The sequence below is a fragment of the Pseudoalteromonas sp. 0802 genome, from assembly GCF_013350085.1.
GTDB lineage: Bacteria > Pseudomonadota > Gammaproteobacteria > Enterobacterales > Alteromonadaceae > Pseudoalteromonas.
In genome coordinates this window covers 138,079-156,130 of record NZ_JABVXE010000004.1, presented here as the reverse complement: position 1 = coordinate 156,130, position 18,052 = coordinate 138,079, and the positions used below count along the sequence as shown (strand labels likewise).

Annotated in this window: 22 protein-coding genes and 1 pseudogene; 6 read left to right on the top strand and 17 right to left on the bottom strand. The window is 40.6% G+C overall.

The features are described from left to right. Window positions 1–6 precede the first annotated feature (6 nt). The 4 genes from dapD (at window position 7) to HUS61_RS10115 (ending at window position 5,789) form a co-directional block, all read left to right on the top strand. Window positions 7–834, top strand: coding sequence for a 2,3,4,5-tetrahydropyridine-2,6-dicarboxylate N-succinyltransferase (gene dapD / locus HUS61_RS10130; RefSeq protein ID WP_054553126.1), 828 nt, complete (start codon window positions 7–9; stop codon window positions 832–834). 165 nt (window positions 835–999) lie between these two features. Further along, window positions 1,000–1,398, top strand: a complete 399-nt coding sequence (locus tag HUS61_RS10125) for a hypothetical protein (protein WP_175082822.1) — start codon at window positions 1,000–1,002, stop codon at window positions 1,396–1,398. A gap of 192 nt (window positions 1,399–1,590) precedes the next feature. Then, on the top strand, window positions 1,591–4,701 hold the full coding sequence (locus HUS61_RS10120; RefSeq protein ID WP_175082823.1) for an efflux RND transporter permease subunit: 3,111 nt from the start codon (window positions 1,591–1,593) through the stop codon (window positions 4,699–4,701). Then, a complete protein-coding gene (locus tag HUS61_RS10115; RefSeq protein WP_371319665.1) occupies window positions 4,698–5,789 on the top strand; it encodes an efflux RND transporter periplasmic adaptor subunit in 1,092 nt (363 codons plus the stop codon). Before HUS61_RS10120 ends, HUS61_RS10115 begins: the two co-directional genes overlap by 4 nt. A 118-nt stretch (window positions 5,790–5,907) precedes the next feature. Here HUS61_RS10115 and HUS61_RS10110 read toward each other — a convergent pair whose 3' ends face one another. The 11 genes from HUS61_RS10110 to HUS61_RS10060 form a co-directional block, all read right to left on the bottom strand. Beyond that, window positions 5,908–6,285 (bottom strand): hypothetical protein, encoded by a 378-nt coding sequence (locus HUS61_RS10110; protein ID WP_175082824.1) that lies wholly within the window; start codon window positions 6,283–6,285, stop codon window positions 5,908–5,910. Window positions 6,286–6,414: 129 nt separating this feature from the next. Then, window positions 6,415–6,642, bottom strand: a complete 228-nt coding sequence (locus tag HUS61_RS21885; RefSeq protein ID WP_371319673.1) for an RHS repeat-associated core domain-containing protein — start codon at window positions 6,640–6,642, stop codon at window positions 6,415–6,417. Window positions 6,643–7,033: 391 nt separating this feature from the next. After that, on the bottom strand, window positions 7,034–7,258 hold the full coding sequence (locus HUS61_RS10100) for an AAA family ATPase (protein ID WP_175082825.1): 225 nt from the start codon (window positions 7,256–7,258) through the stop codon (window positions 7,034–7,036). Window positions 7,259–7,360: 102 nt separating this feature from the next. Then, on the bottom strand, window positions 7,361–7,822 hold the full coding sequence (locus tag HUS61_RS10095; RefSeq protein WP_175082826.1) for an ankyrin repeat domain-containing protein: 462 nt from the start codon (window positions 7,820–7,822) through the stop codon (window positions 7,361–7,363). A 207-nt stretch (window positions 7,823–8,029) separates the two neighbouring features. Further along, a complete protein-coding gene (locus tag HUS61_RS10090; protein WP_175082827.1) occupies window positions 8,030–8,416 on the bottom strand; it encodes a hypothetical protein in 387 nt (128 codons plus the stop codon). Between the two features lie 140 nt (window positions 8,417–8,556). Then, window positions 8,557–8,949, bottom strand: a complete 393-nt coding sequence (locus HUS61_RS10085; RefSeq protein ID WP_175082828.1) for a hypothetical protein — start codon at window positions 8,947–8,949, stop codon at window positions 8,557–8,559. A gap of 77 nt (window positions 8,950–9,026) precedes the next feature. Further along, on the bottom strand, window positions 9,027–9,344 hold the full coding sequence (locus tag HUS61_RS10080; RefSeq protein WP_175082829.1) for a hypothetical protein: 318 nt from the start codon (window positions 9,342–9,344) through the stop codon (window positions 9,027–9,029). 409 nt (window positions 9,345–9,753) lie between these two features. Next, on the bottom strand, window positions 9,754–9,912 hold the full coding sequence (locus HUS61_RS10075) for a hypothetical protein (RefSeq protein WP_161805759.1): 159 nt from the start codon (window positions 9,910–9,912) through the stop codon (window positions 9,754–9,756). Window positions 9,913–10,097: 185 nt separating this feature from the next. Then, window positions 10,098–10,763: a hypothetical protein gene (locus HUS61_RS10070; RefSeq protein ID WP_175082830.1), complete on the bottom strand. Its 666-nt coding sequence runs from the start codon at window positions 10,761–10,763 to the stop codon at window positions 10,098–10,100. A gap of 83 nt (window positions 10,764–10,846) precedes the next feature. Beyond that, on the bottom strand, window positions 10,847–11,131 hold the full coding sequence (locus HUS61_RS10065) for a hypothetical protein (protein WP_175082831.1): 285 nt from the start codon (window positions 11,129–11,131) through the stop codon (window positions 10,847–10,849). A gap of 113 nt (window positions 11,132–11,244) precedes the next feature. After that, a complete protein-coding gene (locus HUS61_RS10060) occupies window positions 11,245–11,592 on the bottom strand; it encodes a hypothetical protein (protein WP_175082832.1) in 348 nt (115 codons plus the stop codon). 147 nt (window positions 11,593–11,739) lie between these two features. On the opposite strand from HUS61_RS10060, the pseudogene HUS61_RS10055 reads away from it, so the two are divergent. Together HUS61_RS10055 and HUS61_RS10050 are read left to right on the top strand one after the other, a co-directional pair. Then, window positions 11,740–11,981: pseudogene (locus tag HUS61_RS10055) on the top strand (type II toxin-antitoxin system prevent-host-death family antitoxin). Further along, window positions 11,953–12,204 (top strand): type II toxin-antitoxin system RelE/ParE family toxin, encoded by a 252-nt coding sequence (locus HUS61_RS10050; protein ID WP_175082833.1) that lies wholly within the window; start codon window positions 11,953–11,955, stop codon window positions 12,202–12,204. The pseudogene HUS61_RS10055 and the gene HUS61_RS10050 overlap by 29 nt, the downstream one beginning before the upstream one ends. On the opposite strand, the gene HUS61_RS10045 is transcribed toward HUS61_RS10050, so the two are convergent. The 6 genes from HUS61_RS10045 to HUS61_RS10020 form a co-directional block, all read right to left on the bottom strand. After that, the gene (locus HUS61_RS10045; RefSeq protein ID WP_175082834.1) at window positions 12,178–12,747 is read right to left on the bottom strand and encodes a hypothetical protein; all 570 of its coding nucleotides are present in this window, start codon (window positions 12,745–12,747) and stop codon (window positions 12,178–12,180) included. The genes HUS61_RS10050 and HUS61_RS10045 overlap by 27 nt on opposite strands. Window positions 12,748–12,867: 120 nt before the next feature. After that, window positions 12,868–13,212, bottom strand: a complete 345-nt coding sequence (locus tag HUS61_RS10040; RefSeq protein ID WP_036969771.1) for a 4a-hydroxytetrahydrobiopterin dehydratase — start codon at window positions 13,210–13,212, stop codon at window positions 12,868–12,870. Between the two features lie 9 nt (window positions 13,213–13,221). Further along, window positions 13,222–14,019, bottom strand: a complete 798-nt coding sequence (gene phhA / locus HUS61_RS10035) for a phenylalanine 4-monooxygenase (protein ID WP_054553132.1) — start codon at window positions 14,017–14,019, stop codon at window positions 13,222–13,224. A 226-nt stretch (window positions 14,020–14,245) separates the two neighbouring features. Then, the gene (gene megL / locus HUS61_RS10030) at window positions 14,246–15,427 is read right to left on the bottom strand and encodes a methionine gamma-lyase (RefSeq protein ID WP_138624626.1); all 1,182 of its coding nucleotides are present in this window, start codon (window positions 15,425–15,427) and stop codon (window positions 14,246–14,248) included. Between the two features lie 134 nt (window positions 15,428–15,561). Beyond that, the gene (locus HUS61_RS10025) at window positions 15,562–16,596 is read right to left on the bottom strand and encodes a TIGR01620 family protein (protein WP_175082835.1); all 1,035 of its coding nucleotides are present in this window, start codon (window positions 16,594–16,596) and stop codon (window positions 15,562–15,564) included. Continuing rightward, a complete protein-coding gene (locus tag HUS61_RS10020; protein WP_175082836.1) occupies window positions 16,593–18,005 on the bottom strand; it encodes a YcjX family protein in 1,413 nt (470 codons plus the stop codon). The genes HUS61_RS10025 and HUS61_RS10020 overlap by 4 nt, the downstream gene beginning before the upstream one ends. Window positions 18,006–18,052 lie beyond the last annotated feature (47 nt).

Sequence of the window (18,052 nt, the reverse complement as noted above, 5' to 3'; positions counted from 1 at the left end):
GATCTTATGTCAGATTTAAAAACCATGATCGAAAACGCCTGGGACAACCGCGATAGCATCAGCCCAAGCACGGTATCAAGTGAAGTTAAACAAGCTATTATCGACGCGCTTGAATTACTTGATAGTGGCGCTGCACGTGTTGCTGAAAAAATCAGTGGTGAGTGGGTTGTACATCAATGGTTAAAAAAAGCGGTGCTACTGTCTTTCCGTATTCGTGATAACCAACCAATGAGCGATGGTGTTAATCAGTTTTACGACAAAGTACCACTTAAATTTAGCGACTATACACCAGAGCAATTCCAACAAGGCGGCATGCGTGTTGTGCCTAATGCTGTGGCACGTAAAGGCAGCTTCGTAGGTAAAAACGTGGTGTTAATGCCATCTTATGTCAACATTGGCGCCTACGTTGATGAAGGTACCATGGTTGATACATGGGCAACGGTTGGCTCATGTGCACAAATTGGTAAAAATGTTCACTTGTCGGGCGGTGTAGGCATTGGTGGTGTGCTTGAGCCACTACAAGCTAACCCAACTATTATTGAAGACAACTGCTTCATTGGCGCACGTTCTGAGATTGTTGAAGGCGTTGTAGTTGAAGAAGGCGCCGTTATCTCGATGGGTGTTTACATCAGCCAAAGCACACGTATCTATGACCGTGAAACTGGCGAAATCCATTACGGCCGAGTACCAGCCGGTGCAGTTGTTGTTCCAGGTTCACTTCCGTCAAAAGATGGTTCGCACAGCCTATATGCTGCCATCATCGTGAAAAAAGTTGACCAGCAAACTCGCGAAAAAGTAGGTATTAATGCCCTACTTCGCTCGATTGATGAATAATAAAGCGGAGCTTTAAGCCGTCAGCTTAAGTTTGAGATAAGAAGCGCGATGCTAACTAGTTTCGCGCTTTTTTATTATCTGTAATGCAATGATTTTTAGCTAGTTTGTTGAGATATACTCACAAATATGTTTTAGTATAAAAAACAAACAAAAATAATAGTGAAAATGTTTAAGTCGTTTCGGAGTTTTACCCACACGGAGTTATTTTATTACACAGGGTTATTCTACCTTGTGGCAATCTTGCTGTTTGTATCACGTAGTTACCTATACGAATTTTTTGTAACTGATATGAATTCACATCGCATAGAAGTTAAAGAACTTGAAGTTGCTTTAACATCGCACGTTAATAAAGATTATGTTTTTGAAGCATTGCAAACAACCTTAGATGGCCTTGCAACCCCAGATCGAGTTGCAGTTACAATCCAGTGTTATACGGTTTTCTGTGATGTTAGTTTTACGAACCCGTTTATCACCATTAACGACCACAATCACTACAGTGCAGAGGTAAAACGTGTGTTTGAGCAAAATGTGGCTTCACTTAGCCGAAAAGATACTACTCACTAGTTTCAGGCGCTATTACTTAATGCTTAAAACTTAAAGCGCCTCAGCTAAATTGTTACATCTTATTTCAAATACACACTTTATCGCTTAATTACGGCTATTCAGCGTTACTTCTGAAACACATTTCATTTACCTCACTGGCACTTTTTTTACATCGCACTACAATGCAGACAAACTGATTTTGGAACACACACAATGAACCTGACACGTAGTTCGCTGAAAAACCCTGCGAGTGTTATTGTCATCTTGGTGTTGATTATGTTGTTTGGCATGTTGAGTATTTTTAAGCTGCCAATTCAGCTCACACCAGATATTGAGCAACCGCAGATCACTATTTTCTCTGGCTGGCGTCAAGCTGCACCTGAAGAGATTGAATCGGTGATCATTGAGCCGCTCGAGAACGCAGTAAAAAACACCCCGGGTGCGCTAGAGGTTAATACTTACATTAACCGTGGCAATGGCTCTATCACGTTGACTTTTGCTGTTGGACAAAACATGCAACAGGCCATGCTTGATGTATTAACTAGCCTAAACCAAGCGCCGCCCCTGCCGTTAGATGCATTTGATCCTGTGGTTTTTGCTGGCGGTAATAATGGTGAAGCCGCAGCAACGTTACTGGTCACCCCAAAAGATTTTAATAGCGACAGCCTTGATTTAGACATGGCGCAGTTCCAAAAACAAATCGATGAATTTGTTGAGCCCCGTTTGGCACGTATCCCTGGTGTTGCCCGCGTTGATTTAGCCAGTGAACGACCAAAAGAATTACGTATCACCTTTGACCCTCACAAAGCCGCCGCACTTGGCGTCAGCCTTGACCAAATCAGTAGCGTATTAGCCAGCTCACGCGATACCTCTGGTGGCCTTGCCAATGTTGGCCGTCGTCAATATACCGTACGTTTTACTGGGCAATATGATTTATCAAGCATGGCACAAATGCGCGTTGGTTATTCAGGCGATAGACCCATTTACCTTGGCGATATCGCAAGTGTAGAACGCACTTTTTCTGACCGTTTAGGAATGAGTGGTCGAAATGGTAAACCCGCGTATTACATTCGTATTTCGCGCGCTAACGAAGCCAATACCGTTGCCCTACTCGACGACATTAACCTTGCCATTAAAGAGCTAAACGAAGGGCCGCTGGCTGAGAATGGCTTATCGATTGAATTAAGTTTTGATGCCTCAGTGCATATTCGTAATGCTTTGTCGTTGGTAAAAAGTAACTTAGGCCTAGGTGTTCTGCTGTCGTGTTTAATCTTGTGGCTGTTCTTTAGAGGCTTAAAGGCCACGCTTGTCATTGCAGCGACGATTCCTGTCTCTTTGTTAGTCGCGTTTTTAACGTTGAATATTTTTGACCGCAGCTTAAATGTTATTTCACTGGCAGGCCTTGCCTTTGCTGTTGGCTTAGTACTTGATGCCGCCATCATAGTGCAAGAAAACATCGCAAGGCTTAGAAGCGAAGGCTTTGATAGTAAAAAAGCCGCGCTAAAAGGCGCAGCTCAAGTAACAGGCGCTTTATTTGCCTCAACCACCACCAGCGTTGCTATCTTCTTGCCAATTTTATTTATGGCAGGTATTGAGGGGCAGTTATTCTCTGACTTGGCGCTCACCTTATCTATTGCCGTTATTGCCTCTATGATTTGCGCAATTACACTTATTCCGTTGGCTAACCATTTTTGGCCAGACAAAGAGCTCAAAGCGGATCCTTATCGTGAATATTGGCACAAGCTGACTAACTTCATCATGGCGCTTACCAATACCCGCGTTAAACAAATAGTGTGGATAGTGTCGTTATTGGGTGGCTCACTCGTTGCGACCATGACCATGCTCCCGAAAACTGATTTTATGCCGCGCGCACCAACCGATGGCTTTTTCTTTAACTTGAACACCCCGCCTGGCGGCAATGTGCAGTTTATGGAAGAAGAGCTCCTGATGCGTATTAAAAAGCGCTTAATGCCTTATTACACAGGTGAAAAAGAGCCGGGGATAAAAGATTTTAACTTTTATGCTTTTGGTTCGAATGCTGGCGGCTTTATTTATTCTGCCGATCCGCAACGTGTTGAAGAATTAATGAAGGTAGCCCGAGAAGAAATCTTCATTGATTTACCCGACACCCAAGTATTCTTCTTTAGAGGGTCGATGATCCAAGTTGCTAATGGCGGTGATGGTCGTAATATCAATATCGATTTAACGGGTCCGAATATGGACGAGCTAATCGCCGGTGCTAATGTGGCGCTGCAAGCTGTCACCGACGCAATGCCGAATGCCACCGCAAGGCCACAACCACGACTCGATATGGCAGAGCCAGAGCTTAGGCTCACACCCAATGACCGTCGTATAACCCAAGCTGGGCTAACTCGTCGTGATGTATCTCAGGCAGTGCAAGCCTACACAGGTGGGTTATTTGTTAATGAATACTTTGATGGCAACGAACGCATGAACGTGATTTTGCGTGGCATACCATGGCAAACTCCAGAGGAGCTTAAAGCACTGCCCATTGTGACCCCGCAATCAGGTATTCAAACTTTAGGGGAGCTTGCCAATATTGAACGCACCGTAGGACCAACCCAGCTTAGACGTGTTAATGGCCGCCGTACCGTGAGTATTGTTGTCACGCCACCAGCAGACATGAGCTTGCAACAAGCGCAAACTATTCTCTCTGAGCAAGTTATGCCAAAAGTTCGTGCAAGCTTGCCTGACAGCTCTGGCGCGATTTTGGCGGGTAACGCACAAAAAATGAATTCGGCCATGCAAGAAATGACAATCAACTTTATCTTGGCTCTGTTTATTTTATTCTTGCTAATGACCGCATTGTTTAAGTCAGCCAAAGACAGCGCGTTAGTTTTACTGGTCATGCCATTGGCAATTGCAGGCGGTGTACTGGCCCTATTCGTACTTAACTTATTTACCTTCCAATCGCTCGACTTACTGACCATGATTGGCTTTATTATCTTGCTGGGTCTGGTGGTAAATAATGCCATTTTATTGGTTGACCAAACCCGCGTTGCGATGGCCGCAGGACTCAGTCGAGAAGACGCCGTTCGTCAAGCTGTACTGCTGCGCGCAAGACCCGTTTACTTAAGTACTTTAACCAGCTTATTTGGCATGCTGCCACTGATGCTAATGCCGGGGGTAGGATCAGAAATTTACCGTGGCCTTGCCACTGTGATTGTCGGCGGCATGGCCATTAGCGCCCTATTTACCCTGATATTAATGCCAAGTTTATTACAACTTGGCAGACAGCTGCCGCCCGTTAATAACAAACAGCAACCAGAAAAAACGCCTTTAAGCTTGGTATCGAATCAATGAGTATTAAAACAATGAACACACCTTTTCGTAAATTAACCGCTCGCTTTTGTGCGCTATTCAGTCTTATCGCATTTAACGCCTTTGCAGTCGTACCTGTTACGGTAGAAACCGTCACACAAGCTCCACTGACAAGCGAAATTGAAGTCAGCGGCACTTTGTATGGCAAAGACGATGTGACCCTAACAGCAGGCGTTAGCGGCCGTTTATTATATGTTGTTGAGCCAGGAACTCTGGTTAAAAGTGGCGACACCCTAGTTCGTATGGACACCTTGCCGCTTGAACTGGAAAAAGCACGCCAACAAGAAATGCTCAACCGCGCCAAAATAAACTTACGTTTATATCAACAAGAGCTCGCTCGTTTACAAAAACTCGCCAAAGCCAGCAGTGCTGCAGCAAGCCAAGTCGATGATATGCAAAATAAGCATGACCTTGCGTTATCTGATATCGCACTGGCTAAGGTTGAATTAAAAGTGATAGACGATCAACTTTCGCGTGCAACCGTGCGCGCCCCATTTGATGGCGTGATCAGCGAGCGTTTTAAACGCGCTGGTCGCGAAATAAATCGCGCAGATGAACTGGTCACCCTGCTTGATATTAATAACTTAGAGGTGCGTTTGTACGTGCCTGTTAAATACTTAAAGTTTTTACACAAAGGCATAGAGTTACCAATTAAAGCCGGCGACTTATCAGCCCCTGATATGACAACAGCCACCGTAACAGCGGTGATCCCATCAACCGATCCACGTTCACAAACCGTAGAAGTACGTGCCCTACTAGCAAATGATGCCGAGCAAACATGGGCAATTGGCCAACTTGTTGATGTAGCCGTGCCACTAAAAAGCAAAGGGGATGTACTACTGGTGAATCGCGATGCGCTGATCTTACGCAAAAAAGGCACCCATATCGTCAAAATCGACAACGACAACAAAGCCCTGCAAATTCCCGTAAAAGTCGGTAATGGCAAAGATAAACTGGTTGAAGTCACCCCGACTTCAAACATCGCTTTAAATGCGGGCGATAAAGTCGCAGTACGCGGCGCCGAGCAACTACAAACCGGGCAAGAAGTCGAAGTTCAGGTAAAGCAATAACTATTAGGCTTGAGATGACTGCCAGCTATCAAATATTTTAAGAGCTGGCATTTCTGATAAAGGGTGAAATGATTATTAAGAGTTACGCTTGTTTTTTGACATTTCGTTATGCATATTGTCATTCTAACTTGAATTTGGGACCTGTTTTATGTAGTTGAGTCGAGTCCAAAATGAACTCTTTCTTTTCACTGACTTTGAATTTGATGATTTTTTCTCTAGTAACTTTCTTCACTTTTGAACCGTTTAATTTCACAGATAAATAATAAAAGCCAAGTAAGTTAAAAGAGTATCCTACCATTACTTCTGCATCACTGAATGAATATGAGACTCTATATACCCATAGAAGTGCGCAAAATAAAATGGCTCCAACAATCCACTCTATCCCATAAAAATTAACAGCAGTTACAAATATTGCAATTATTACAATCAGAGGAACGGAGAGTATGAATTTCAACCAGTTGTATAGATTTCTTTTTTTGAGAACTGTATAACCCATTTCTACTTCTTAGTTTGCAAATTCGTCTTTTCCGCAGATATAAGCACATTTGTCGTCTCAGCGATAGCAGCATTTACGTTATCCGAAAATTTCATTGCCTGAACACATTTACCAAAAGAACAATTAGCACTACCCACTTAAGATTGCAGATGCAGCTCCACCTGTCGCCACGATTCCTCCTCCAGCCACAATGTGCATAAACTTGCCATTAGGATCGACCATATTTACCGGATCATTCCCCACATAGGCGTACCAATTCATGCCGTCTTCGTAGCCGATGGGGTCGGTCTGCATAAAACGGCCGAGCTTTGGATTGTAAACCCGTGCTTTGTAGTAATAAAGCTTAGTACCTGGGATTAAGATTTACCCAGTATAACGGAAACGCGATGAGCTGGTATTAATCGGCTCTCCAAATGGGCCATACTTATGCGTAGCGACAATTGAACCTGAGCCATTCGTTTTCACTAATAAGTTGCCACTTCAGACTTATCAAGGGCAAAAAGCAAGACCTGAACCTACTAGCTTGGGTGAAATTAGCTCCCTGTGACTCCAAGGAAGTCGCTTCTCTAATCCTTCCTGAGCAGCGCGATTTGAATATAAGCCCCAGTCTGGATCTAAACCTTTATCCACGACCAACCTAACTGTAATAACAGTTTCAGCGCCTACTTGAGGCTCATCATAGAATTCCTTAGTAGTAAGGTTGTAAGAACGGAGAAAACTGCCATAGCGCTCAATGCTAAGAAGTTCATCACTTAAGTGCCCTAAATGGGTTATCAATATTGGAGTTATGGAAGTCAGCATCTGTAAAACTAATAGTGCGCCTTGCTCCTAGGCATAAGTCAATCGCATCAAGTATTGAAGATTTTCCTGAGTCACCAGGGCCAATGATGCAATTTACACCTTCCGTTGGATACCAATCCAGAGACTGAATTCCTCTGAAATTACGTATAGCGATGTGACGAATAATCGACATAATACTCCTTAATTCAACTTCCTTATTAATTACAGCAACATAACGAACTTACCACAAAAAAGCAAAGCCCCGACTAGCGAGGCTTTGGATTCAACGAACACATTAATCTCGCATACTTACTAGAAAGTTAATCATATTTTGACTTTCCATGTCTTCACCATAACAATCGTCAGGTAGCTCATTATCTTCATTCAAAATGTTAATATCCGCCCCATTTGATACTAAAAGCTTCACTTTTTCCAAAGTTTCCGATAAATGCAAAGGAGTATCACCATACATATTTAACGCATTAACGTTTGCACCATTGTCGATCAACAGTTGAACAATTTTAGAATCATTTTGTATATGAAGAGGAGTCTGTCCATCATCCCTTGAAGCATTGACATCAGCTCCTCTATCAATAAGAAGTTTCAAGACTTTATAATTTTCATTAAAGTGCAGCGGTGTAATACCCCCTTGCGCTTTAATGTCTGCACTTACTCCTTCATTTAAGAAGTTAGTTGCCTCAACAACAGATGCCGTTTTATGCAGTATTGATAATGTATTCACAAACTTTTCATTCATTTAAGTTTCTCTTTTTAACTTTCCATTTCCCTTTTTTGTTCACCACAACATTTGGTAGTTTTGAAGCCGCATTTCTTGTTTTCTGATCATTTCCAACATAGGCATACAGGTTCATCTGATTTTGAACTAAAGATCAAAAAACACAGCTGCCTGCTTGTCCGGAGTTTTCTGATGGGTGACCGCTTTTGAGCGGCAAACGAACCAAGATTATTTATAGTCACTTTCGAGTTCAAGGTCAGATACTATTAGCTTTCTTAAGCTCTCTAAAACCAGCAAATACATGGCGTACTCATGGTACTTTAGATGATATTTTGAAAACCAAGATTTAAAATCAGTATTTTCAAATAGTGTTAACTTTTGTAGTTTAAGTAACTTTTCAGAGCGTCCGGAAATAGTCAGTTTAGAGTATTTATAGGCTACACCTTCGATAACTTCAGAATAGAATAGGACTTCGTCATATATTGAAAATTGATCTTCTTCTAATGCAAAACACTCAATCCCGATAGCTTTAATATCTTTCTTTGCCTTTTCAAATTGCTTAGAACCTAAGTTCAACAAATTTTGAACTTGTTGTTCTGAATCGCTTAAATTCATAACTCTAATTTTTTCCGTATGTTAAAGTTTTCCCGTTCAACTCTATTTTGAATTCTCCATCTTTTCTAGTAAATGTCGTTGAACCATCAATATGGTGCTTTTTCCTAGCTCTTTTTTTATTGAAATTACTGTTATGAGGGTCAAGTCTTGTTTTTTGCCTTATAAAAGCAAAAAGCAAGACCTGACAACTTATACAAATTAGTTTTCTTATGAAGAAAGAACAAAGCGAGTAAGCCCAGTGCAGCTTGATAAACTATAACGAAACCTACTTGCATAATAGCTGTTGTAATTTCATCTGAAGATTCAAGTAGTAAGTATGCATTTTTAGAGACTATTGAAGTAACCAGTAATGCTCCTAACGTTTTCGATAACAAATATTGCTTCATAATAAAAAGCACTGAAAAAATTACAGAAACGATGATGTTTATAATCTCCCATTGAGAAAGATGTAGAAACTTCGTAAACGCATGTAACAAAATACCGATTGCGGGAAGAAACAAAAAGAAAAAAATAACTATTAGTTTCTGAATCATCTTTATTCCACCTTCTTATTAAGTTCTTCTTTTTTAGGACCTTCAACAGAGGAGTTTGCTTTTTCCTATAGCTCCTACTACCTCTCTTTAAAAATCGCCATTAGTGCAATTAACACAGAAACAAGCACGGATCCCACACCAATAATTAAGATGCCCGTGAGTATGGAAAATAACGTCACATTTTCCGCATCGTCATATAAGAATAACAAAGCAACTCGTAAGGCAGTAAACCCGAAAAGTACAAAAAAGATATATTTAAATACACCTTTCCAATATCGACTAAAATTAGCTTTTTCTTGTTTACTGAACATTATTGTTTTTCCTTTTTTGTGCATACGCTTCAGCGGCTTTGCCAATAGCATTACCAACTTGCTTTCCAGGTCCAGTTTATACATCAGCCCAATTACCAAAGTATCTCTAATAGATGGTGTATTGCTATTTGATGATTCATTGACTGCATACCCTATTGCTCCAGCTGCACCGCTACCTGATGGCAGAATGGCACAAATCAGATCCTATTTGCTTTGAGAAGTATTTCAAAGAAATCCTATTAATTCCTTGGTTTATCTGCATCTGGGTTAAAGTACAGGTAAACAATTAGTAAGATGTGAACGCAAGCATAAACAAAAGGCCAAGCAAAAATATACCTTATGGCTATTTCAAAATTTGTACCGACCCTTTCCCCTATAGCGAGTCTGATAGTTACAAATATCATAATAAGTACCGTGGCCCATAATGCATGTTTAACTGGGCGTCAAAAAAAATTTTTTTCTTTAAGCATTAATCAATTTCCTATACGACAACTTAGAGTTGCTTCTTTTTATTTAACTTAGAGTCAACTATCTTCGACGCAGAATTACCGACTAAATCCGACGTTACATCAACAGGCCACTTTATTCCAACCCCTTCGATTACAAATTTTATGTCATCAATCGAGCTTAATGCAGAGCTTAGTATATCCATAGCTCATCTATGCATTCATAGTCTTGTGCAATTTGAAAAACTTTGCCTACACTAGGAATTTGAGAAAATTCCTCAACTCTAATCTAAAACATATCTATTCCACTGATAGGATCAGGTCATGTTTTTTTTACTTATTAAAGTAATAAGATAGAGCAGCCCACTTCAAATACGCTTAGTTAAACAAACTAAATAAATTTAGCTGATGTAAGATCAAATTGTGACAATGTACTTTTTCCTTTTTTATATTCAAGAATATTGCCCTTTGATATAGAAAGCTTGCCTAGATAACTATTAAACAAGAGTTCTCTTGGTAGAGTCTTAACAATAATTAGTTGATCTGCTAATTTGCAATCCAAATAAACAAATTGAGTTAATTTAAATTCATGCATTGAGAGTGTAGCAATGACTTTAGATTCTATTGATTTCTTGGCCGATACTTTTTCAGATTGAACCCATTCATTCTCATAATTGTTAGCTTCGAACCGTTGCAATATATCCAAGCTTTGTTCAAGAGGAATTGGCATTGCAGATATAGCAGCCGACAAAGCTTTTTCTAATATCCTTATGTAATGCTGTTGAAACTGAGAATCCTTTAAATGGCTTATTTTCTCTAACGGGTAATGAACTACAACTTCGAGGAAAGGCACAACTTTCATTGGCTGCACCCTTATCTCTGTACTGCCATCTGTCACATAAACATTTATTCGTGAGTATTTAGAGGTAAACTTGAGTTTACTGATTTCCCTTTCCCAAAAATTACACAAGCAACGAGACTTAAAAAGAAACACCTTTTTATCTTCTTTCGAATAATTACCGTCAAGGTAAAGTTCTATTTGACTTAACTTTGGCATAAATCTATTGCCTCTTAGTTTTAGACTTTTTAGAAGCCGAAAGGTAGCTCCACCCTCCATTTGCTCTAACCAGTAGAGTAATTTTATTTTTCGAGAGTGGCGATTATATTAATGATTGCTAACTCACCACTTATGAATTCAGAAAGACACCAAACAGATGTATTACCCTCTATTGCAATTGGCTGTAAATCGTCCTGTAAACTACTCTTAAACAAAGAAAGACTTCTTTCAGATGTTTTTATTTCTTCAATACTTAATTGATTTAACCAACCCTTAGTTGCTTCTTGAATATTGTCACCCCTAGACTGAGATATGAAAGTACCGCCATTCCAATCCATTAAAAATGTATACAACTTTGTACCTGACATTTATCTATAACCTTTAATTTTTTCAATCTATTGGGTTAGATTTTGCTACTGCCTTATGAAAGAAAAACGCAGAACTAAGTTTACAGCTACGATTCGCGTTTAAAATACTCGCCTTATAATGCTTTAAAATAGTGAATCATTCTAATAACCTCTTTTATTTCATAGCAATAAAGAGGTTCCCAGCGAAAGCTTAGTGGCAAACACCACCAAAGCATTGAACCTGTGTAAAATTTTGTCTCTTGCTTACTAAATTTAAACTTACATCCTTTGAGGGCTGAACCAAATTTTAAGCTTTTTGGCCTTCCACCTGTTGTAAGTGCTTCATTTGCTTGAGAGATAGATAGCATATTTACTTCTAAGTCAATATAACCATGGCTACAGCCAACCTTTCCTACTTTTATTGAAATAGGATCAGAGTTTTCAATATGCTCGATTACTATGTCATCTAATATAAATTTCATAATTCTTTTATATATGTTACGTGCCTTATATAATCAGTGCCTTGTAAGTAAAACTACAGAACCCAAACTAATCGTGCGATTTAATTATTTTGACCATTTAATGCTTTTTAATAGAATTCCCCTATCACTTTATTTTAGAGGTCAGCCATGAATACACTAACAGCAAATGATGCAAAACGTAATTTTGGTGAACTACTTTTAAACGCCCAGCGTGAACCTATTAAAATTAGTAAAACAACGAGGACGCCGTAGAGTTTATGTCTATAAAGGATTATGAAGAATTAAAAAATAAGAAAGTCGACTATATTAAGCATTGCTTTGAAAACGCAACAAGAGACTTAGCTCAAGGTAATGTAGTTGATGGTAAAGACTTCTTGGATACTTTATAAAAAACTTTCAAAAAATCCAGAAATTAGGCGTAGCTGTAATGACATTTATCCAAATGGTTTTTACTTTTCTGTTGGTAAACATACCGCTTATTTTATTAAAGAAGATGGTTTTATAATGATTGTTGCCGTACTAAGCCAATCTCAGCTTCCTGAAAACCACTTTAATTGCAGTCACCTTTCACAAAGCCAACACCTCTCACTGCAAACAGCCATACCCTTTTAATGAAATTTCTTGAGTATTCGCGCCACTTTGGTTTTTATGTTGAATGATCAAACGCGAATCTTGGCTAGTAAACGTAAAAGTTCCGAGCCAAGGTAGCTGGGCTATAGGTTGCATGTGGTAAAAACCGTTGGCATCAAAGCATATAAATGAGAACTCATGATGTACCGGAGCAAAAACGCCATAATCAGCGGTAAATACAGCAATGTTGTCTTGCAGCATAAAATGTTTCGCTTGCGTGCCCGCTACTAAATACCAAAAGCATATTGCTGTTATTATCACCACTTGTAAGCCGCCGAGTAAAAATACTGAAAATTTAAGAATACGGATCGATTTACTGGCTTCCATATAAAGGCGCTTTGCTTTGAGTAATAACCAAAGCCCAATGGCAACCATAGTGAGCTTTACAATCATCAGTGCTACGCCTATTTGATACATCAGCTTAGGGCTGTGCCATTGAATGCCAAATGTTTGCGGGATAAACAAGCTATCAATTAAGGGCAGTAAAATGAGTAGGAATGGCAGAATCAGCGCTTTGTTTTTCATTCTTTACTTTTCTAGTGTTCTTCCATAGATAAGAGCCTAATGTTAATTCTTGGGCTCTAAAAAAGCAAAAAGGCGCAACCGGAGGTTACGCCTTTTATCGTTCTGGGCAGAACTTAAAATTTACAGTGCAGCGAATACATCGTCTGTTTTAGCAGCACAGATAAAATCATTTTTGTGTAACCCTTTGATAGAGTGGCTCCACCAAGTAACAGTTACTTTGCCCCACTCGGTTAACAGACCAGGGTGGTGGCCTTCTTCTTCAGCCATATCGCCCACTTTATTAGTGAACTCAAGTGCTTGCTTGAAGTTTTTAAACTTGTAAACACGCTCTAATTGCATAATGCCGTCGCGCACTTCAGGAACCCAATCTGGGATCATTTTGATCAATTCTGCTAATTCAGCATCAGATACTTTAGGCGCATCCGCACGACACGCTTCACACTTTTGTGTGCTTAATGAAGACATTATAAATCCTTAACTTGCTAATTTTTCTTTAGGAGGAAACTTTGGCTCATGTAGCCCTAATTCTTTTGCTTTACTCACCAGCGACATGATATCCATTTGTGAAATATCAAATAAGTCATTGATTGAATTAATGGTGTAGTACACAGGCTGCATAATATCAATACGATAAGGTGTACGTAATACATCAAGCACGTTCATCGCATTGATTTCTGGCTTATCTGAGTACACGTATTGTGTTTCGCCTGGGCTTGATAAAATACCACCACCATAAATTCGCAGACCTTGTTCGGTTTGCATTAAACCAAACTCAACAGTAAACCAGTAAAGGCGTGCTAAATAAACACGATCTTTCTTTTCAGCGGCATAACCTAACTGACCATATTTGTGTGTAAATTCAGCAAATGCTGGGTTGGTAAGCATCGCACAATGACCAAAAATCTCGTGGAAGATATCTGGCTCTTGTAAGTAGTCAAACTCTTCACGGCTGCGAATAAAAGTCGCTACTGGGAACTGCTTGTTTGCTAATAATCGAAAGAACTCATCAAAATCGATCAGTGCCGGAACAGGCGCAACTTGCCAGCCCGTTGTTTCGAGTAACACTTCGTTGAGTTCACTAAGTTGTGGAATACGATCTGTTGGTAAATTAATTTTCTTAAGACCTGCTAAATATTCATCACAGGCTTTACCTTCTATGCAAGCGAGTTGGCGAGCAACTAGCTCAGACCATATTTTATTTTCTTCTTCGCTCCAATGGATGACCCCATTTTCATCAGGTTGCTTGGAGGTGTAATTACTTGCTTTAGCCATAATAACCTTCTTCGTTAAATCTTGATCAGCATTGATCAGAATCTCATTAACTTGTTAAGCCGATACTATGTAAAAGTAAGCGAAATTTTAATAGTTAAGGCTGTTTCTAAGGTTTGCAGAAACAGCCTTAACGTAAAGTTAAAATTACACCAAAAGATCTAAAAGTTTACACACCACATTTTTAAAGGGCTAAAAGCAAATACAACCGTAAACTTAAAATTACAACCTAACCAATGAATGTAAATGCAGTTTTAAGATCGTTAATAATATCGTTAACATCCTCAAGACCAACTGATAATCGAATTAAGCCATCACTGATCCCAGCAGCTGCTCTTTCTTCAGGTGTATAAGGCGAATGTGTCATCGATGCAGGATGCTGAATGAGGGTTTCAGCATCCCCTAAACTGACCGCAAGTGTACAAAGTTGGGTGTTATTTATAAATGTTTCGCCATCTTCAAGGCTGCCTTTTATTTCAAAGGCAATAACACCACCAGCGGCTTTCATCTGTGAGCCAATAAATTGATGACCCGGATGTGATTTAAGCCCAGGGTAATAAACTTGGCTAACTAACGGGTGTTGCTCTAAATATTCAGCAACTACTTGGGCACTTGCACAGTGGCGCTCCATGCGCACAGCAAGAGTTTTTAAACCGCGATTAATTAACCATGCATCATGAGGACTAATCGTTGCACCAATATCTTTTAGCACCGTCATTTTGATTAGGTTGATATGCTCTTCTGTGCCACACACAAGTCCTGCTACCACATCACCATGGCCATTTAGGTATTTAGTTGCGCTATGTACCACAATATCAATGCCAAACGAGGTAGGTTGCTGGAGCAGAGGCGTTAAGAAGGTATTGTCGATAACGCTTATCAGTTGATGCTGCTTGGCAACATCGGCGATTAAACTTAGATCAAGCACCGCCATGGTCGGATTAATTGGTGTTTCAGCAAAAATCATTTTTGAATTGGCTTTAACCGCGCCGCGAAGTTCAGCCTCGTTGGTCATATCAACAAAAGTAACTTCGATACCAAAGCGCGGCAACATGTGAGCAAAAAATGCAAAAGTACAACCGTATAACGCGCTTGATGCGACTAGGTGGTCACCTTGTTGTAAAAAGCTAAGCACAGACGCAGACACGGCTCCCATACCGGTCGCTGTGGCAGCCGCTGCTTCACAGTTTTCTAACTGAGCCACTTTTTGTTCTAGCTCTTGGGTTGTCGGATTACCTAAACGGGTATAAATAAAGCCCTGCTCTTCACCAGCAAATCGGGCTGCACCTTGGGCTGCATTAGCAAATGCGAAGGTAGAGGTTTGGTAAAGCGGCGCACTCAGTGCGCCATGTGGGTCATTTGGTTTTTCTGGACCATGAATACATTGTGTATGTAAGTGATGCTTAGTCATTGTGTGTTCTCGTTTTTATTATCAGTACTTCATACTCATAAATAAAACGTAGATACCCACGATGCACAAGCATGCCGGATGCTCAGATGGCTAAATATCACTCAGCTGTTTTTATTAACTGTACACAAAAGTTGTCATTTTGTATTTTCGCTCTCTTTGTCGCTCGTACGTGAGGCAATTTTACGAGCAATACTATTAGCGGTTTCTTTCAGCAAGCTACGCTTATGCTCTAAGCGAGGTAACGGGCGGCTAAGCTCCATCGCTTTATACCCTATACGTGCGGTAAAAATACCGGCACTTAGCCCTTGCGCTGCACGGCCCGACAATTTTCCCAGTAATTCAGCGCTTAGTGCCGTTGCTGCTAAATCTGAGACTAACTCTGCACTACCAACAAACAGTACTTGTTTCACTAATAAGCGATACAATTTAATACGGCTTGCATAACCAAAACCAATACCGTAAATACGGCCAATTTGCTCAATGAGCTTAGTGCCACGCCATAGCACCGCCATCATATCGACTAAAGCCAGTGGGCTTAGCGCCACCAATAAGCCAGACTCAGTGGCAAAACGGTTAATCAGTTTTTTCGCTTGCTGATCTTGGCTGACCAATAAACTATCGGCGTATAAGGTCATGATTTCTTTATCTGTATGGTGACTTGCAATTTGTTGCTTAAACTCTTCAAACCCAGTAAGCGTTTGATGCTTATTAAGCTTTTCAAGCCACGGTAATGCTTCACCTACTTGCTCGCTATTGAGTAAGCGGTCGGCCTCGGTACGATGCAATTGATTGCGCTTCAAACTTCTTAGCATGCGGTACTCGCGCCAAATAACACGGGCAATCAGTAGCACACCACTGAGAACAGCCGTTAAATACACCGAACCTAAAATAATTGATTGCTGAAACGTCACAAACAATGACATCGCAAACTCAAGTAACACTAAAATTAAAAAGCTAACAACAAACACCCCTTTTAGGGTTTGCCATTTCGACTTTTTATACACAGGCTCAAGCTCAATGCTATCTTGCTGATCTTCTTCAGTGTCGATAAATTCGGCGTTTTCTATCACTTTAGCAACAGTTAACTCCTCTGTAGGAGCTTCGTTGCTTGCAGAGCTTGAAATACGGCGACCTGCCTGAAAGTTCATCTCCTTTGGTTGCTCACTCATGTTAGTTTATCTCCTATCAGATACTGCATGACATGATCTAAACGAATATGCTTTAACCGTTTATCAGGGCATGGCAGTGGCGAAAACGATAAGAACTCAAAGCCCTGTTTTGGCCACTCTTGTTTGTTGAGCAGGCGTGACGGTGGCTGCGGCGGTAAATACGTCAGCCATTCTTGTTCGCCTAAAGGCTTGCCATAAATACAGGCTAACTGCTGGCCTTTTTCAGCCACTTGGCGCGGCTCTGTAGCGCAGATAGATGACATTGCCATGGTTTCGATTTGCACACCTTCGAACTTTAAATGATTCGATTGGTCATGCACGATTGAGTCAAGCAATAGCGCTAAATCTTTATGATATTGCGCACTAATATGATCTGACTTATTGGCCGCAAACAGTAGCTTGTCGATATTTGGTTTAAACAAACGCTTAAAGAAGCTTGCTTCACCATAATTAAAGTGCGCCAGCAATTGGTTAATAACACGACTTTGCTCATGCAGCGTTTCGCTGCCTTCATTCAAGGCACTGAGCACATCCACCAGCACAATTTGTCGATCAAAATGACGAAAATGCTGCTCGTAAAAAGGTTTTACAACCTCTTTTACATAGGCTTTATAGCGCTTTTTAAGATGCGCTAAATTAGACCCTTCGGTTATGTCGTCTGGCACATTAGCAACCGGAAAAAACTGCAGTAACGGCGCCCCTTTAAGCTCCCCTGGCATCAGCATGCGACCAGGTTGCAGCATGGCAAGTTTGGTGTCTTTTTTAAGGCCGACTAATAACTGTTGATAAAGCGCAGCGACATCAGCAAGTTTGCTTTCATCAACACTTGCAGATAAATCAAGTTCAGCAAGGGCGGTTAAAAATGGCTTAGCCTTTTCGTTGCGTGCTGTTTGCTGCAAGAGTGAGTATTGTGACTCACACCAATCAGCAAATGATTGCTCTAGCATTGGTAAATCAAGTAGCCATTCACCAGGGTAATCAATAATGTCTAAATAGAGTGTTGATTGCGGTGCGAAGTGACCACGCAGCCCCGAGTTACTTTGGTATTTAATTGCTAAACGTAGCGTATTTATACGCTCAGTGGATGCAGGCCATGTTGGCTCACCCTCAACAGGTAACAACGCCGATAATGCATTGGTATATTCAAATGTCGGTATTGTCAGTGCTTGCTGCGGCACTATTTTTGTGGCGATATGACGCTTTTCGCGCATCACATCAAAAAAAGGTAAGTTTTTATCGTCAGCTTGGCTGGTTAAGTGTTTAACCAAGGCGGTAATAAAAGCGGTTTTGCCGCTGCCACTTAAGCCTGTGACGGCTAACTTCACGTGTTGATCTAAACTACGATGAAGGGCTTTTTCCGCTTTATTTTTTAACGAATTAAAGGTGTTCTTTGCAAATGATTGGCTCATAAAGTGTCTAGCACCTTATTTGCGCTGGGTATCACGATGCAAACAAG

Excerpts from the sequence above, each read along its gene's own strand:
- HUS61_RS10080 (WP_175082829.1), bottom strand. The coding sequence starts at position 9,344 with ATGTATAAACTGGACCTGGAAAGCAAGTTGGTAATGCTATTGGCAAAG.
- HUS61_RS10025 (WP_175082835.1), bottom strand. The coding sequence starts at position 16,596 with ATGAGTGAGCAACCAAAGGAGATGAACTTTCAGGCAGGTCGCCGTATT.
- HUS61_RS10115 (WP_371319665.1), top strand. The coding sequence starts at position 4,698 with ATGAGTATTAAAACAATGAACACACCTTTTCGTAAATTAACCGCTCGC.
- HUS61_RS10020 (WP_175082836.1), bottom strand. The coding sequence starts at position 18,005 with ATGAGCCAATCATTTGCAAAGAACACCTTTAATTCGTTAAAAAATAAA.
- HUS61_RS10120 (WP_175082823.1), top strand. The coding sequence starts at position 1,591 with ATGAACCTGACACGTAGTTCGCTGAAAAACCCTGCGAGTGTTATTGTC.
- HUS61_RS10070 (WP_175082830.1), bottom strand. The coding sequence starts at position 10,763 with ATGCCAAAGTTAAGTCAAATAGAACTTTACCTTGACGGTAATTATTCG.
- HUS61_RS10110 (WP_175082824.1), bottom strand. The coding sequence starts at position 6,285 with ATGGGTTATACAGTTCTCAAAAAAAGAAATCTATACAACTGGTTGAAA.
- megL (WP_138624626.1), bottom strand. The coding sequence starts at position 15,427 with ATGACTAAGCATCACTTACATACACAATGTATTCATGGTCCAGAAAAA.
- HUS61_RS10060 (WP_175082832.1), bottom strand. The coding sequence starts at position 11,592 with ATGAAATTTATATTAGATGACATAGTAATCGAGCATATTGAAAACTCT.
- phhA (WP_054553132.1), bottom strand. The coding sequence starts at position 14,019 with ATGGCTAAAGCAAGTAATTACACCTCCAAGCAACCTGATGAAAATGGG.
- HUS61_RS10090 (WP_175082827.1), bottom strand. The coding sequence starts at position 8,416 with ATGAATTTAAGCGATTCAGAACAACAAGTTCAAAATTTGTTGAACTTA.
- dapD (WP_054553126.1), top strand. The coding sequence starts at position 7 with ATGTCAGATTTAAAAACCATGATCGAAAACGCCTGGGACAACCGCGAT.
- HUS61_RS10095 (WP_175082826.1), bottom strand. The coding sequence starts at position 7,822 with ATGAATGAAAAGTTTGTGAATACATTATCAATACTGCATAAAACGGCA.
- HUS61_RS10040 (WP_036969771.1), bottom strand. The coding sequence starts at position 13,212 with ATGTCTTCATTAAGCACACAAAAGTGTGAAGCGTGTCGTGCGGATGCG.
- HUS61_RS10045 (WP_175082834.1), bottom strand. The coding sequence starts at position 12,747 with ATGAAAAACAAAGCGCTGATTCTGCCATTCCTACTCATTTTACTGCCC.
- HUS61_RS10125 (WP_175082822.1), top strand. The coding sequence starts at position 1,000 with ATGTTTAAGTCGTTTCGGAGTTTTACCCACACGGAGTTATTTTATTAC.
- HUS61_RS10065 (WP_175082831.1), bottom strand. The coding sequence starts at position 11,131 with ATGTCAGGTACAAAGTTGTATACATTTTTAATGGATTGGAATGGCGGT.
- HUS61_RS10100 (WP_175082825.1), bottom strand. The coding sequence starts at position 7,258 with ATGTCGATTATTCGTCACATCGCTATACGTAATTTCAGAGGAATTCAG.
- HUS61_RS10075 (WP_161805759.1), bottom strand. The coding sequence starts at position 9,912 with ATGGATATACTAAGCTCTGCATTAAGCTCGATTGATGACATAAAATTT.
- HUS61_RS10050 (WP_175082833.1), top strand. The coding sequence starts at position 11,953 with ATGGTAAAGACTTCTTGGATACTTTATAAAAAACTTTCAAAAAATCCA.
- HUS61_RS10085 (WP_175082828.1), bottom strand. The coding sequence starts at position 8,949 with ATGATTCAGAAACTAATAGTTATTTTTTTCTTTTTGTTTCTTCCCGCA.